The following is a 14,211-nucleotide window of genomic DNA, read 5'->3' on the forward strand; positions in this document are numbered from 1 at the left end:
TTATATTAATAGATATGGAGCATGCAAAATGACCTTCTTATTTCCTATAAACCGAAAGGAAGAGGCAAAGTAAACGAAATGTGATCTATCACTAAGTAATTATATATAATTTGAAGTATTATTTTAAATTACACATGATAGAAGTGAACAGCCTGAGAAAGGAATACGGTGAATTTGTTGCCGTGGACCAGTTAAGTTTTAATGTAAAAAAGGGCGAGATATTTGGTATCGTAGGTCCAAATGGTGCAGGTAAAACCACTACTCTGAAAATGCTGAGTGGCCTTGTACGGCCTACGGCAGGCAGCATATGGATAAATGGTGTAGATCTATCTACCGATCCTGTAAGAGTAAAATCAATTCTTGGGTTCTTGCCGGAAGAATCGCCTCTTTATGAAGGTATGTATGTGGAAGATTATCTTCTGTTCTTTGGAGAGCTCTACGATGTTGATAAGGCCACTGCAAGAAAAAGAATAAATTCATTGCTCACTGACCTTTCACTTAATGCAGCAGGTAAGCGCATCGGTGATCTTTCTAAAGGTATGCGTCGTAAGGTTGCCATTGCGAGGTCTCTTATCAATGATCCTCAACTTCTTATATATGATGAACCAGGTTCAGGGCTTGATCCCATGACTTCCAGATTCATAACTGAATATATCAGGTCCCTTAAGGAAAAAGGAAAGACTATCATTTTCAGTGCTCATAACCTGTATCAAATGGAAAAACTTTGTGACAGGATCCTTATAATCAAGGATGGTAAACAGGTAACTCTTGGATCAGCTTCGCAGATACGAAAAGAACACTCCAGGGTCCTCTACAGACTTGAGTTCATGATCGAAGATATTGCTGACCTGTACGTTGAAGGGGTAAAACGTCTTGAAGACAGGTATGTGCTTGTGACAGCAGATATGGCTATTGTAAATGATATTACAGGACGTGTAGCCACAAACGGAGGAAGGATCATAGAAATGCGCACCATCGAACCTGCTCTGGAAGAGGTCTTCCTGGAACTAATGGGAGTAGATCTTACTCGTAATGATGGCTGATATATCTTAATTTCAAAAAGTGATTAGAAAGGGTCAATTAAGACCCTTTTCATTGAATAAAGCTGAATACTTCTTATCACTGGATTGTATATGAGTGACCAGCCAGTTCTTCAGGAAATTTAGAAGATCAAAGCTTAATCCGGTTTTTCCAGTCTCATATTCTTTTTTGAACTCAAGCACCTGTTCAACGAATTTATCATGTGAGAGTTTGTGAGCATTATAATCCGGGTAGCCGAACTGCTTCATGTATTTCTCTTCAGTGGAGAAATGGTATTTTGTATACTCCGCCATTTTATTGATGATGGCAAGAGATGCTTCTTTACCCTTTGCATGCATCATTGCATCATGGAGTTCATTGATCATACCAACCAGTTTTTTGTGCTGTTCATCGATTTCTTTTATATTCACACTATACTTGTCAGACCAGGTTATGAGCGACATTAAATCACCAAATATATTATATTTATTTGAATATAAATATCTTAGCTAAGCCAAATCTGGGATGAAACAGCGGTATATTTATTAGTTGCTTATGCAATTATTGCACACGCAACAATATGGACTCCAATTTCATGGATCAACTAAGAACACAGGAATCTATTGGCAGGGATGTATCCCATCTTTTCAGATCTATTCGGAACTTCATGGGTCGACAACTGGAACCTTATGGCATAGGCGATGCTCAATTTCCCTTTCTAATGATGCTACTACATGAAGATGGCATTAGCCAGGAATACCTTGCAACTGCTTTAAAATGTGATAGAGCAACTAGTGCAAGGTCCATAGCCCGGCTAGAGGATGCCGGATACGTACGCAGGATTGTAGATCCTGATGACAAAAGGGCATACAAGGTATTTTTGACAGAACAAGGGCACGATATGAGACAAATCGTGTGGTCTGTTTCAAGAGATCTAAACGACATGCTGCTGGAAGGTTTCACTGATGAGGAAAAGCTGTCTTTCAGAAACATGATCCAAAAAGCTGGAACAAATATTTCAAAATGGAATCAGAATAGGAAGGCTGCAAATGAATGAAAGTCCAGTTACAAGTGAGGACAACAAATCAGGTCATATGACCGCAGGTGTCAGAACGCTAATGGGAGATCCAAGAAAGGCTATCTTAAAATTAGGCATGCCTATGATGCTTGCAATGTCCGTACAGACAGTGTACAATTTGGTGGACACTTTCTGGGTTTCAGGTCTCGGTGCTGATGCCCTCGCAGCAATTGGTTTTGTTTTTCCTTTCTTCATGGCAATGATTGCGCTTTCAACAGGTCTTGGGCTGGGCGGTGGGTCAGCCATATCCAGAAAACTGGGGGCCAAGGACAAGAGAGCCGCCGATAATGTTGCAGTACACAGCATGGTCCTTATGCTGGTGCTTACATTGCTAGTCAGTGTGCCGCTCTTCTTTTTTGCAAAACCCATTTTTCTGGCAGCAGGAGCAGGAAAGACAGTAGATCTCTCCATGGACTACGGGCGTATAGTATTTGCCGGTGGTATTCTCATATTCTTCATTAATGTAGCAAGTGCCATATTGCGTAGTGAGGGTGATGCTAAACGTGCTATGTATGCCATGGTATTGGGAGCAGTTCTAAATATTGTTTTAGACCCATTATTCATTTACACTTTTGGATTGGGTATAAAAGGAGCAGCTTGGGCGACTGTGCTTTCATTGGCTATGACAGCAGCCATGATTTTCAAATGGTTGTTCCTGAATAACGATACATATGTTTCTTTCAATTTCTCTGATTTCACTCCGGATATGGCGATCATCAAGGAGATATCCAAGGTGGGTCTGCCATCAGCTATGCAGCAATTGTCAATGGCCTTTACCATGGTTATCATGAACCTGGTTATTATTGCAGTGAGTAATACTGATGGTGTTGCTGTTTATGCTGTTGGATGGCGTGTAGTAATGATAGCTATAGCTCCTTTGGTAGGTATTGGAACTGCAGTAATGACAGTATCGGGTTTTGTTTACGGAGAAAGATCTTACAAAAAGCTCATGCCAGTGCTTATCTACTCAATAAAAGTGGGAATTATGATCGAAACAGGTATTGCTATATTTACTTTCTTTCTGGCACCTTATATTGCTGCTGTTTTCACGCAGGCAGAATCTGCTGCTCATATAACAGAGGATATAACTAACTTCCTAAAGATAGCATTCCTTTTCTACCCTACTACGGCTATGGGTTTGCTTTCTTCATCCTTGTTCCAGGGAACTGGAAGAGGCACAAGTTCTCTTATTGCCACTATTATCCGGTCACTTATATTGACCCCTTTATTTGCCTTCCTCTTCTCTTACTATCTGGGAATGGGTCTTACAGGTGTCTGGTGGGGACTGGTCTTTGGGAACGTGCTGGGTTCTACTATGACTTTTGGATGGGTCTATCTGTACGTTCGTAAACTGCAGATGAATGCTCCTGAGAAACTATCTGTTATCTATTGAGAGGCGAAGCTGATTTACTATTTAGTTTGAATGTTATTTTAGGTAAAGATTAAAGGTCTGGATTTGAACTCCAGGACCTTTTAAACTCATCCTCTGTTTATGATAAAAAGGGTGTATCCTACATAAATTAACAAAAAAATCAGTGCCTCCCATCTTTCAAATTTGTGCTTCTCTCCGGTAAACATGAAGACAAAGAACAACAATGTTCCAATTGCTAGAACAATTAAGTCTACGTTAATACCAATTGGCACTGTTAGAGGAGATATTATTGCAGAAACTCCCATGATGAAAAATATATTGAATATATTTGAGCCTAGTATATTTCCAACAGAGATATCCATCTCTTTTTTGAGCGCTGCAGCAATTGATGTAACTAACTCTGGGAGTGATGTTCCGGCAGCAACTATTGTCGAAGATATAAGGAACTCGCTTATCCCCATTTGCCTTGCAATTGACACAGCACTATCCACGGTCATTTTTCCTCCTAATACTAAAAAGATAAACCCAGAGATTAACATAAAAGAAATTTTTGTAAGAGACTTCTCCTTAATATTATCAGATGATCCATTTGTTCCATTTTTGATCGTTTCAAATATGTAATACAGGAAGATCGAAAAGAAAAACAGCAATATTATCCCATCTACTCGCGTCAAGATATTTCCTGAACCATTTGCCAACATTATTTTGTTCGACATGGTTGCCAGAACAAGGACAGCAAGTAAAGCAAAGGGTATTTCTTTCCAAACAGTTGACTTTTGCACAATCAGGGGAGCTATTGAACCAGTCAATCCCAGAATTAGCAGTAAGTTGATTATATTGCTTCCAACGATATTCCCAAATGATACATCACTGTTACCTTGAATGGAAGCAAAGACATTAACGACGAGTTCAGGCATGGAAGTTCCGAATGCAACAACCGTTAATCCAATTACCAACGATGAGATTCCAAAATGCTTAGCAAGAGCTGATGCACCTTCAACGAACCAGTCTGCTCCTTTGTATAAAAATGCAAGACCTATCAGGATAAATATGTAATCAATCATGGCATTACAGAATATATATCCTTGATTATATAATCGTCGAATCACATAGTGAAAAAGTAGATTTACCGCTGTAATTTTGCATATTTGGTGGTTTTTTGAATCTTCAGGATAGTTTCATCGATATTGGGCTTTTTAGACACCATCTATTTATAGTCAATAGTAGAACTTTTGCACAGGCTCTTTTTGCTGTCCGGGTATCCAAAGTACCTTTTAGGGAACAGTAAAAGATGTACATTTATTTTGCAAGGTAGATGATCATGCACACTGGGTCCCATCCAAATGAAAAATGTCTGGAAACTCCCAAAAATGATAATGAAGCTTCTCTGCTGATGCTATTGGAACTTCCAGCGGGCGAAAAAGTATACAGGCAGGAATATTCAATAGTTGTAAAGCTTCCTGTAGGCAGGCGTACGCTTACAACCTCATGGTTAAACGGAGGTTATAGTGAAGATCTGGAATGCATTATCAATAACCAGATCCCACGTGGAGTAAAAAATGGAGAGGACCTGGAAGGTGGAGATGTATCTGCTTATCTTTCCCTGCTGGCTTCGAAGTTGGGTTTTGATCCTTCAAAAAGCTCCGGAATGCTCACTGCTGCGAACATGAATAATGTTGCCATAGTAAGCAAGGGTTTCAGGGGTTTGGAGGTCACGGCTATTGTGACTGGCGGCGTGGAGATCAACGGAGGAAGAGTTGGTGATCCATCTTCATATTATCAGGAAAATGGTAATCATTTTCCTATAAGTGGAACTATCAATACGATTCTTGTGATAAATGCGGATCTTCCGGAATATGTAATGGCCCGTGTGATCATGACTACCACGGAAGCAAAAACAGTAGCTTTGCAGGAGCTTGTGGTCCCAAGCAGATATTCGCAGGGCATTGCTACAGGTTCAGGAACGGATATGATCGCTGTGGTAAGTGATATGACAAGTCCTTTGAAGCTCACGGATGCAGGAAAGCATTCCAAGTTAGGTGAACTTATAGGGAAATGTGTGATCGAGGCCACCAAGAAAGCACTTGAAAAGCAGTCGGAACTTACACCTATTTCCCAGCGAAATATGCTGTTAAGGCTTGAAAGATTCGGAGTGGATGAAGCATATTACTGGAAAGTGGCTTCCCACATGGCAGGTGAGAATCGCAAAATGCGCTTTTTGAAAGACCTGCGAGAACTGGCCCTTAATCCTTCACTGGTAGCAGCCACTGCTGCAATTACACACATCGTAGATGAAGTTTCCTGGGGTTTGCTTCCTGAAACTTCTGCCAGGACAATGGCTATTGCTCTTATTAGGCAGCTTCCTGATATTCTCCAATGCAACCACAAACCACCTGTGGAATTGCTAAATGATTATGATGGTATTGTTGACAATCTGGTTTACATGACTGCCTGGTTGGTGAAGAACAGTAATCAGACATCATTGTGAGGTTTTAGCATTAAAGAACTAATGAACTTCTCTCTTCATGAGAGTGACCTTTCACGTTTTGGAAATGACTGGAATAAAGTGTCTTCTTTCTTGCAGTCTCATGGACTTGACGGTGTGGAACTTTTTGTTGATCACACAACTCTGCCGGATTTCCCCACTAAGATACTTGAAGGTGTGCATTTGCCTTATTGGATGGGAAGGCACCGTGCATGGGTAGATGAAAAAGCCTTTAATGAGGATATGGATGATCATGAAAAGTTTTTCCTGTTCGGGGGGAATGATCGTCAGGATGTTATAGGGAATTTCAGGAGTTCACTTGAGAATGCTGCATCTATAAATGCCGAATACGGGGTCTTCCATGTTGCTTATGTGGAGCTAGATCATGTGTTCACCCGGGATTTCGGGGTGTCAGATATAGAAGTTATGGATACTACAGCGGAGTTTCTCAATGAATCTGTATCAGTTTTTCCAAATGGAGAACCACCTGTAAGGCTCTTTTTCGAGAATCTGTGGTGGCCTGGCCTAAATCTGCTGGATCCCGCTGCAACAATGCATTTTATGGATTCTCTTGAGTTCGGGAACTGGGCTTTTACTCTTGATACAGGTCATTTGATGAATGCCATAATGAATTGCACTGATGAAAAAACTGCAATTGATTCTGTGCTTGAGGTGCTGGGCAGGTATTCGGAAGATATTATTGACATGATAGAAGGTATGCATTTTCATTGCAGTCTTTCAGGCGATTACCAGATGCAGGTAGCAAGAAAAGGGGTACCTGAGGGTTACTATGATCTTTCCTTTCACGAACGGCTTATTGCTGTCATGGAACATGTATCTAAAATAGATCAGCATATGCCTTTTACTGATGAAAGATGCAGGGAAATAGTGGATCTCGTCAGACCGAGGTTCCTTACTCATGAATTTGAAACTAACAGCCTGTCTGAGCTGGACTGGAAGCTCGGTACACAGATACAGGCGCTGCATGGATAGAGATAGTAGCACTAACTCTCATATATTACATCTTTTTAGATTACCTCAACAAAAGCGATTTTTACATATATTTTCTGTTTGGATGAAGTATAATATTCAGTGGAATCTTAACGGGGAATGTTTTATATATGTATAATAGATAGTTTTGATATATATGAGCCCATCTGATAACAATGACCCTCGAGACCTGGACAACACCGAGCGTCTTAAGGTATTCAGTGCCCTGGGAAGCGATACACGCTTGAAGATGCTGGAAAAGCTATGTGAGGGTGAGGTGCATATCTCCGAACTGGCAAGGGAGCTTGATATATCTGTTCCGGTTGCGGCGAAACATGCGACAATCCTCGAAGAAGCTCAGCTGATAGAGCGCAAGGTCTATGGAAAAACCCATGTATTGAAACTTAACAACAAGAACATTGTTTCTGCGCTGGATATTCTTGCACCCACTAAGAATATAGAAGTAGCTAAGGGTACAACTCTGCTGGAAGCCCTGAAAAAGGTTGCTGTGGTAGAAGTCCGTCAGGATAATGATTTTGAGAATGTAGTCTCTACCAATGGCGAAGAAGGTTTCTTTGTGTATGAAGTGGACGGTAAACTTCCTGACAAAACTGTTAAAAACTGCAGGTTTGAAAAGGATGCAACAGTGGAATGGAAGAAACTGGAAGCTGTTACCAAACTGAAGATCAATATCAAAGTAAAGGATGAGGAATAACCGTTCACGCTTTCTGTGAACGGATCGTGGCTTCTTATACCTTATTAATACTTTCACATCGCTTACATCCCTGTTTTATATTCAATCATCAGTCACTTCATTGTGAGCCAACTGAAAACTCCCAATGAAGCCCATAAGACCCTCACAGAGCGTATGCGCTACTTGACATCAGGAACTAAGTACGATAGTTGCAACCAGAGTGCTGTATGCCATGCTTTTGGTCCCGATGGCAGGTGTATCCAGCTTTACAAAACATTGCTCACTAATTATTGTTCAGGAGAATGTACCTACTGTCCTAACAGATGTGAAAGAGATACACCTCGGGTGTCGTTGTCTGTGGATGAGATCGTGAAGATTACATGGTCATTTTACAGACGGAATGCTGTGGAAGGCTTATTCTTATCTTCCGGTGTAATCGGAGACGCTGAGAACACTTCCGAAAAACAGCTTGAAGTGGCCAGGAAGTTGCGTGCTCAGGGTTTTCAGGGTTATATACATATGAGGCTAATGCCGGGAACTCCAAAATACCTGCTGGAGGAGATAGCAGATGTTGCAAACAAGTTCGGGGTCAATGCAGAGACTACCAGCAGCATTAACTATTCGGAAGTGTGCCCTAACTTCGATTACAATAACGATGTCCTCCAGCGCCTGAAGTGGACAAAGGAGCTTATAATACAAAAGAGGAAAGAGGTTGGTTACGGGGGACGTATCATAGGCGCCAATGATACCCAGTTCGTAGTAGGCGCTGCCGATGAATCTGACAGAGATATCGTGCACACTGTAAACAAGTTCATGGATAAATACGATCTTAGAAGACCTTATTTTATGAGTTTCGATCCTGTACCGGACACCCCTCTTGAACACAGCACTCCCTCACCTCAATGGCGTGAGGTGAGGCTCTACCAGACATCTTATCTGCTCAAGGATTACGGACTGAAGTCAAAAGATCTCGATGAAATATATACAGATGCGGGTTTTCTGAAAGATCAGGACCCAAAGATACTGCTTGCCCAATGCAACCCTGAGCTGTTCCCTGTAGACATCAACAATGCAAGCCTGAAGGAATTGTTGCTGGTCCCGGGCATTGGTCCGGTGGGTGCCAGCCGTATTATACAATCCAGGCCAATTAACTGCGAACAGGAACTTGCTCGCATGGGTGTGGTCATTACACGGGCAAGGCCGTATATTAAGATCAAAGGCCGCTGCCAGACTAATCTTTCTGCTTTTATGGAGGTATGTTCCTGATATTTGGTTTTAGGACAACCGTTGAGGGGGTGTTGCTTGCTTCCCTTAAACTGCGGCAGTTGCCTGATGCACACCTTATGTTTGCAGAAGATCTGGAAGAACTTCAAAGGAAGATCGATTTTGCAGGAATCGAAAAGGATGTTGATCTTGTTGGGTTTGGAGCTACAGCTTCAGCTATGGAGCTTACAGAACGTGTTTTTGGAGAGCACTGGAATAGTCATGTGAAGTTCTCCCGCAGGAAAGAACCCGACCCCATCTATTTTATAGATCTGGTGCTCAGGCATGCGGATTGCGATCCTTCCGATCTGGTGAGAAATTTGAGTTTATCCGAAGATGTTGCGTCTCTTTTTTCAGGCAAGACACAACTCCAAAAAAGATTTTACAGATGCATGAGGGAGGTCAGCCTTTCATATCACAGACTTTGCATGTTTGCAAGGCCTACTTTTGTGAGGGGGATACTTACAGCCGATATCAGGCCGGAACACCGAATAGAAGATATGTTCTGCAGGTGGCTGGCCCGGAAAAATCCGGACCTGCCTGTTGCTGTGGTCCATGGGGACAAAGCGTGGATAGGCAACGGTCATTTTGTAGGTATTGACAGGTTCATAGTTGTCAGTTCTTCATTCATGGGGAATCTGACAGCAATGAATGCATCGGATGAAGTGGAGGAACTATGGGACATCTACTATGATTCCCAAATGATAGACAGCAGAAGAAATAAGAAGCAAGCTAAGAAGTTCCAGCCCAAGGCCACTTCTTCTGTCAGTGGAATGTCTATGAAAGACAGGTATAAGGTGGAACGGGGGATCTCTCCCTGTAAACTGGGGGATTTCTTTGATATATAAGTACGTGAGAGCATGAAACACAAAGAAAACATACGTTCCTTGAATGACATCCCCGGCATCGGGGAAAAAATGGCCAGACGTTTCATAGAACATTTCGGTAGCGAACAGAATGCCCTTGAAGCTATCTTTAGCGGTGATGTAGCAAGTATATCGTGCATGGAAGGAGTGGGTCAGAGATATGCGATCTCCTTGGTGCAGGAGGTAAGCTCCAAAATAGAAGGTGTCAGAGTACAGGATTTCCTGAAAACCCGTGAGGCTATGGATATCTATGAGAGGTTGCTGGATATTATCAAGCTCTTTGCCCACACAGGTTATGCCAGGGAGAAGATGCATACCTTCTTCCCTTATCCTGCCTCAAGAAGGGACAGGATCGAATCTATAAGGAGCTCAGTGGCACAGCACATCGAACATGCTGCTATCCTCAAAGAAAATGAGGGTTTTTTATGTTTACTAAGTGGTGTGAAACCTCTAAATGTGAAGCAGAAGCCCGTGAGAATAAGAGATCGTGTGATACTTACCACTGATCCAAAGAAGCTTGAAAAGGCAAAAAAGCGGTTTGGAGACTATCTGGACATCCACTTTGTCAATTCTCTCACAGAAATTGTGGATTCAGCAAGGGGTTATTCTCATGTTATGGCAACGGATGACGATCTATTCTCCTGTGAATTACCTGAGGATGTGGAAATCGAGATAATTGCTGATCTGGAAACCTGTGAGGATTGGAAGATAGTTCCTGAGAATGAGATCTCTCAGGTATCACGGAACCTGAAGGTCATAGAGAGTTCCATTCAAGTTACCCGCTTGATCAGGATTTCGGGTATGACTTTTCTACAGGAAGTAGATGATTTAACCTTGGATAAGCTGGAAAAAGCCGTTTGGATGCTGGATGAGAACGGTGACGTGCGGGCAGGTACAGATCCTGAGATCGACAGACTTACATTGATACTTAACGGAATAGATGCTGCGGTAGTAAGTGCAAATACCTTTGCCAATCAGGAGCTTGGGAATGCTCTCAAGGAAAGCCAGTTAGTTCTCAGTGGTCAGGACATGCTGAGGATGATGCAAGATAACAGTGAACTTAAATCAGTGCTGGAGAATCAATTGCGGCATAATTATGTTTCAGTGATCGAAAAAGCCAGAAAAAATATTTGCACAACACTTTCACTGCAAAAGAAAGAAATCCTTTTCTTAGATGCGCTATTCTCTCAAAGTATCAGCCACCCGGTGGAAGCTGACAAGACACAGGTAACTGCCATGAAGCAGTATGTAAAAGAGAGGATAGAGAAAAGAAAAATAGAACATAAGAGACAAGTGGCGCGTTCGCTTGTTGTTCTTCGTGAGACTATCCGGAAAATGTTAAAAGAGGTACTGGATTTTGATGTTGGTTTTACTATCGGATGTTTCGCTTGCGAATATGGTCTTTCTCTTCCCAGGCTTATAGAAGGAACTGGAATAGGTTTTAAAAATGCAGAGAACTTGTTCCTTAGATCCAGGCATGGCACTGTGGTACCAATAGATTATGCAGTTGGTGAAACCTCATTTAGTGCTAAGGAAGATATGAGCAAGATAGTGCTCCTCAGTGGTGTGAATTCGGGAGGGAAGACATCACTTCTGGAATTGCTGGCACAATGCATCATTCTGACCCATATGGGCTTTCCTGTACCAGCCGCTGATATGGAAATAGGACTGACTGATGGGTTGTACTATTTTGCAAAATCCAAGGGGACTCTGGATGCAGGTGCATTTGAAACCACACTGATCGATTTTTCAGTGGTTGCCGATGGTTCAGGCAAGATCGTGCTCGTAGATGAACTGGAGTCGATCACAGAACCCGGTGCTTCTGCAAGAATAATCTCAGGTATACTGGAAATGCTGTCTGAGAACGAAAAAAGTCTGGCTGTGTTTGTATCCCATCTGTCTGAACTCATCCTGGAAAATACACAAAGCAATGTGAGGGTAGATGGCATCGAGGCAAGTGGCTTGGACTGTGATCTTAATCTAATCGTGGACCGAACTCCACGCTATAATTATGTTGCAAGGAGTACTCCTGAACTAATTGTAGAAAGACTGCTGCGCAGAACGAACGGTAACGAACATGTCTTTTATGAGAGGCTGAAAAGCAAGTTCTGAGATAGAAATGAAAAATGATCTTAGAGCACGCCTTTTGTGCTCTTGATGCCTCCCCCCTCAACCACTACGGCTCTGCGCAGGGCATATGCAAAGCCCTTGAAAAGAGCCTCTATTTTATGATGATCATTATCTCCGTACACGCTTGCATGCATGTTTATCTTGCCATTATTCACTACGGATTCGAAGAAATGCTTCACCATCTGGGTGCTGAAGTCTCCTACTTTCGGAGAAGTAAAGGAAGCATCCAATACAAGATAGCTGCGCCCTCCTATATCAAGGGAAACCGAAGCAAGAGCTTCATCCATAGGTATCCTGGCTTCGCCAAAACGGGCTATACCTGCACAGTTTCCTAGAGCCTGTGCTATTGCCTGACCCAGTACTATGCCTGTGTCCTCTATAAGATGGTGATCATCTACAATGAGGTCGCCTTCGGCTTTAATCACAAGATCGAAATTACCATGCCTTGAGAATGCGTGCAGCATGTGGTCAAAGAAACCTATGCCTGTGGAAATGTCGGAAATACCACTCCCGTCCAGGTTAAGTTCCATCTGTATGTCGGTTTCCTTGGTCTTGCGGGAGATATTTACTTTCCTCATAAGTTTCACTTACCTATTTTATCAATTTTAACTATTTATAGTAGACTATTTCACACAGACGATATAAGATCATGTGGCTATTTGTGCTTCTTTTTCAGAATATTGAGGGCTTCGGGATAGGTGAACTTACCTGTATACAATGCACTGCCTACAACTACTCCACATGCACCTGTTGCTTTAATAGTAAGTATGTCCTGAAGGGTGGTAATCCCTCCTGAGGCAATTACAGGTATGTTTACGGCTTTCACCAGTTCGGCAGTTGGTGTGGGATTCACTCCTTTCATGAGTCCCTCTGTATCGATGTTTGTGAAAAGCAGAGTGCCTGCTCCTAGTTTCTCGAACTTTTGTCCCATCTCAACTGCGGTGAATTCTGAGAGTTTCTTCCAGCCTTCTATAGCTACTTTTCCGTTCTTTGAATCCAGAGCTACATTGATGTGTGCACTTCCAAACTCATCGGCCAGCCTCTTTACGAGTTCTGGCTCTCTAAGGGCTGCTGTGCTCAGTATTACCCTATCTGCTCCAAGTTTAAGGAGATGTGCAGCGTCTTCAAAGGAGCGTATACCTCCTCCTATCTGGATTACTACTCTCCTTTCCTTGCCTTCACTCACTATCTTTTCGATGATGGGTGCGTTGACCCTTTTACCGTCCAGTGCTCCATCCAGGTCTATGAGGTGCAGGGTCTTTGCTCCCTGGGCTATCCAGTCCAGTGCAACAGCTACCGGGTCATCCAGAGAGACCATTTCGCTTCCGGGAACTCCCTGTACCAGCTGGACACATTTGCCACCTCTCATATCAACTGCAGGGATAACTTCAAAATCCATACTATGACCTCACGGCATGAGCCTTTCGATGGGTACAACTAGTATATCCTTTGCACCCACGGCCTTTAGCTTATTGACTGTGGAAAAGATTAGGTCCGCGTCTATTACGGCATGTACTGCAAGGATGGACTGTGAGGATTCTACTTTCATGACCGTGGGACCTGCAAGACCGGGGAGTACCTGTTTGACGGCTTCCAGGGATTCTTCTGGCACATTCATCATGAGGTAGCGTTTACCTTTTGCCCTGATCACACTTTCAATAGAGGTGCTGATCTGTTCCACCTTGCAGTTGTCTGCATTGGTCTTCTTGTTAGCTATGAGGTAGACAGAGGAAGTAAATACTTTATCGATCATCTTTAGATGGTTAGTTGCAAGTGTAGTTCCTGAACTTGAGATATCCACTATGGCATCTGCAACTCCAACGTGTGGCGTAAGTTCGCAGGCACCGCTAACTTTAATGATCTCCACATTGACCCCTAGGTTCTTGAAATACCTCGCTGTTATGTTGGGGAACTCTGTGGCAATTCTTTTTCCTTCAAGACTCTGGGGCGTGGTAAGGTTTGATTCTTCCGGGACAGCAAGTACGAGGTTGGCGCGTCCAAAGCCCATGTCAAGTAACATTTCAACTTGTGCTCCAGTTTCACTGATCAGGTCAAGGCCGGTTACCCCAACATCTGCAGCGCCGTCTTGAACATATTCAGGGATATCTGAAGCTCTTGCGAAAAGGATGGTAATATCAGGATCTGTTGTTTTTGCGAATAGCTTCCTAGTACCCCCCTCAAGCACTGGCAGGCCTGCTTCTTTTAGCAGTTCCACGGTTGGATCGTGTAGTCTTCCTTTATTGGGTATTGCAATGCGTATCATTATTCTTACTTCCGGGTGCATTCTCCTGGTTTTGACTGACCTGAGGAATA

The 14,211-nt window shown here is 42.7% G+C and carries 14 protein-coding genes; 9 read left to right on the forward strand and 5 right to left on the reverse strand.

What is annotated here, in order from left to right; all coding sequences use genetic code 11:
• The first annotated feature begins 134 nt into the window (after nucleotides 1–134).
• Nucleotides 135–1,043, forward strand: coding sequence for an ATP-binding cassette domain-containing protein (locus ACC612_RS01995; RefSeq protein ID WP_371852795.1), 909 nt, complete (start codon nucleotides 135–137; stop codon nucleotides 1,041–1,043).
• Nucleotides 1,044–1,076: 33 nt separating this feature from the next.
• On the opposite strand, the gene ACC612_RS02000 is transcribed toward ACC612_RS01995, so the two are convergent.
• On the reverse strand, nucleotides 1,077–1,484 hold the full coding sequence (locus ACC612_RS02000; protein ID WP_371852796.1) for a bacteriohemerythrin: 408 nt from the start codon (nucleotides 1,482–1,484) through the stop codon (nucleotides 1,077–1,079).
• A 131-nt stretch (nucleotides 1,485–1,615) separates the two neighbouring features.
• Between ACC612_RS02000 and ACC612_RS02005 the strand changes: the two genes are divergently transcribed.
• Both ACC612_RS02005 and ACC612_RS02010 read left to right on the forward strand, forming a co-directional pair.
• Nucleotides 1,616–2,077 carry a MarR family winged helix-turn-helix transcriptional regulator gene (locus ACC612_RS02005; protein ID WP_371852797.1) on the forward strand — a complete coding sequence of 154 codons (462 nt, stop codon included), beginning with the start codon at nucleotides 1,616–1,618 and terminating at the stop codon, nucleotides 2,075–2,077.
• Nucleotides 2,070–3,491: an MATE family efflux transporter gene (locus ACC612_RS02010; protein ID WP_371852798.1), complete on the forward strand. Its 1,422-nt coding sequence runs from the start codon at nucleotides 2,070–2,072 to the stop codon at nucleotides 3,489–3,491. Before ACC612_RS02005 ends, ACC612_RS02010 begins: the two co-directional genes overlap by 8 nt.
• Before the next feature lie 86 nt (nucleotides 3,492–3,577).
• Here the strand turns inward: ACC612_RS02010 and ACC612_RS02015 are convergent, their stop codons facing one another.
• Complete coding sequence (locus ACC612_RS02015; protein WP_371852799.1) at nucleotides 3,578–4,534, reverse strand: calcium/sodium antiporter; 957 nt, start codon at nucleotides 4,532–4,534, stop codon at nucleotides 3,578–3,580.
• 257 nt (nucleotides 4,535–4,791) lie between these two features.
• Between ACC612_RS02015 and ACC612_RS02020 the strand changes: the two genes are divergently transcribed.
• The 6 genes from ACC612_RS02020 to ACC612_RS02045 all read left to right on the forward strand — a co-directional run bounded on the left by ACC612_RS02020 (nucleotide 4,792) and on the right by ACC612_RS02045 (nucleotide 11,880).
• Nucleotides 4,792–5,958 carry an adenosylcobinamide amidohydrolase gene (locus tag ACC612_RS02020; RefSeq protein ID WP_371852800.1) on the forward strand — a complete coding sequence of 389 codons (1,167 nt, stop codon included), beginning with the start codon at nucleotides 4,792–4,794 and terminating at the stop codon, nucleotides 5,956–5,958.
• Between the two features lie 21 nt (nucleotides 5,959–5,979).
• Nucleotides 5,980–6,948 (forward strand): sugar phosphate isomerase, encoded by a 969-nt coding sequence (locus ACC612_RS02025; protein WP_371852801.1) that lies wholly within the window; start codon nucleotides 5,980–5,982, stop codon nucleotides 6,946–6,948.
• 154 nt (nucleotides 6,949–7,102) lie between these two features.
• Nucleotides 7,103–7,660: an ArsR family transcriptional regulator gene (locus ACC612_RS02030; protein ID WP_371852802.1), complete on the forward strand. Its 558-nt coding sequence runs from the start codon at nucleotides 7,103–7,105 to the stop codon at nucleotides 7,658–7,660.
• A 102-nt stretch (nucleotides 7,661–7,762) separates the two neighbouring features.
• Nucleotides 7,763–8,905, forward strand: a complete 1,143-nt coding sequence (locus ACC612_RS02035; RefSeq protein WP_371852803.1) for a radical SAM protein — start codon at nucleotides 7,763–7,765, stop codon at nucleotides 8,903–8,905.
• Nucleotides 8,896–9,750 carry a DUF4130 domain-containing protein gene (locus tag ACC612_RS02040; protein WP_371852804.1) on the forward strand — a complete coding sequence of 285 codons (855 nt, stop codon included), beginning with the start codon at nucleotides 8,896–8,898 and terminating at the stop codon, nucleotides 9,748–9,750. The genes ACC612_RS02035 and ACC612_RS02040 overlap by 10 nt, the downstream gene beginning before the upstream one ends.
• Before the next feature lie 12 nt (nucleotides 9,751–9,762).
• Complete coding sequence (locus ACC612_RS02045; RefSeq protein WP_371852805.1) at nucleotides 9,763–11,880, forward strand: helix-hairpin-helix domain-containing protein; 2,118 nt, start codon at nucleotides 9,763–9,765, stop codon at nucleotides 11,878–11,880.
• A gap of 20 nt (nucleotides 11,881–11,900) precedes the next feature.
• On the opposite strand, the gene hisB is transcribed toward ACC612_RS02045, so the two are convergent.
• From hisB to hisG, 3 genes are all read right to left on the reverse strand, one after another.
• Nucleotides 11,901–12,476 (reverse strand): imidazoleglycerol-phosphate dehydratase HisB, encoded by a 576-nt coding sequence (gene hisB / locus ACC612_RS02050; RefSeq protein ID WP_371852806.1) that lies wholly within the window; start codon nucleotides 12,474–12,476, stop codon nucleotides 11,901–11,903.
• Between the two features lie 77 nt (nucleotides 12,477–12,553).
• The gene (gene hisA, locus ACC612_RS02055) at nucleotides 12,554–13,297 is read right to left on the reverse strand and encodes a 1-(5-phosphoribosyl)-5-[(5-phosphoribosylamino)methylideneamino]imidazole-4-carboxamide isomerase (protein ID WP_371852807.1); all 744 of its coding nucleotides are present in this window, start codon (nucleotides 13,295–13,297) and stop codon (nucleotides 12,554–12,556) included.
• A gap of 9 nt (nucleotides 13,298–13,306) precedes the next feature.
• Nucleotides 13,307–14,161: an ATP phosphoribosyltransferase gene (hisG, locus tag ACC612_RS02060; protein ID WP_371852942.1), complete on the reverse strand. Its 855-nt coding sequence runs from the start codon at nucleotides 14,159–14,161 to the stop codon at nucleotides 13,307–13,309.
• Between the last annotated feature and the right edge of the window lie 50 nt (nucleotides 14,162–14,211).

The sequence above is a fragment of the Methanomethylovorans sp. genome (assembly GCF_041447285.1).
In the GTDB taxonomy this organism is placed as follows: domain Archaea; phylum Halobacteriota; class Methanosarcinia; order Methanosarcinales; family Methanosarcinaceae; genus Methanomethylovorans.

What these genes read in the sequence shown, in the direction of transcription:
- hisG (WP_371852942.1), bottom strand. Translation starts at nt 14,161, where the DNA reads ATGATACGCATTGCAATACCCAATAAAGGAAGACTACACGATCCAACC.
- hisA (WP_371852807.1), bottom strand. Translation starts at nt 13,297, where the DNA reads ATGGATTTTGAAGTTATCCCTGCAGTTGATATGAGAGGTGGCAAATGT.
- ACC612_RS02040 (WP_371852804.1), top strand. Translation starts at nt 8,896, where the DNA reads ATGTTCCTGATATTTGGTTTTAGGACAACCGTTGAGGGGGTGTTGCTT.
- ACC612_RS02000 (WP_371852796.1), bottom strand. Translation starts at nt 1,484, where the DNA reads ATGTCGCTCATAACCTGGTCTGACAAGTATAGTGTGAATATAAAAGAA.
- hisB (WP_371852806.1), bottom strand. Translation starts at nt 12,476, where the DNA reads ATGAGGAAAGTAAATATCTCCCGCAAGACCAAGGAAACCGACATACAG.
- ACC612_RS02030 (WP_371852802.1), top strand. Translation starts at nt 7,103, where the DNA reads ATGAGCCCATCTGATAACAATGACCCTCGAGACCTGGACAACACCGAG.
- ACC612_RS02020 (WP_371852800.1), top strand. Translation starts at nt 4,792, where the DNA reads ATGCACACTGGGTCCCATCCAAATGAAAAATGTCTGGAAACTCCCAAA.
- ACC612_RS02045 (WP_371852805.1), top strand. Translation starts at nt 9,763, where the DNA reads ATGAAACACAAAGAAAACATACGTTCCTTGAATGACATCCCCGGCATC.
- ACC612_RS02005 (WP_371852797.1), top strand. Translation starts at nt 1,616, where the DNA reads ATGGATCAACTAAGAACACAGGAATCTATTGGCAGGGATGTATCCCAT.
- ACC612_RS01995 (WP_371852795.1), top strand. Translation starts at nt 135, where the DNA reads ATGATAGAAGTGAACAGCCTGAGAAAGGAATACGGTGAATTTGTTGCC.
- ACC612_RS02010 (WP_371852798.1), top strand. Translation starts at nt 2,070, where the DNA reads ATGAATGAAAGTCCAGTTACAAGTGAGGACAACAAATCAGGTCATATG.
- ACC612_RS02025 (WP_371852801.1), top strand. Translation starts at nt 5,980, where the DNA reads ATGAACTTCTCTCTTCATGAGAGTGACCTTTCACGTTTTGGAAATGAC.
- ACC612_RS02015 (WP_371852799.1), bottom strand. Translation starts at nt 4,534, where the DNA reads ATGATTGATTACATATTTATCCTGATAGGTCTTGCATTTTTATACAAA.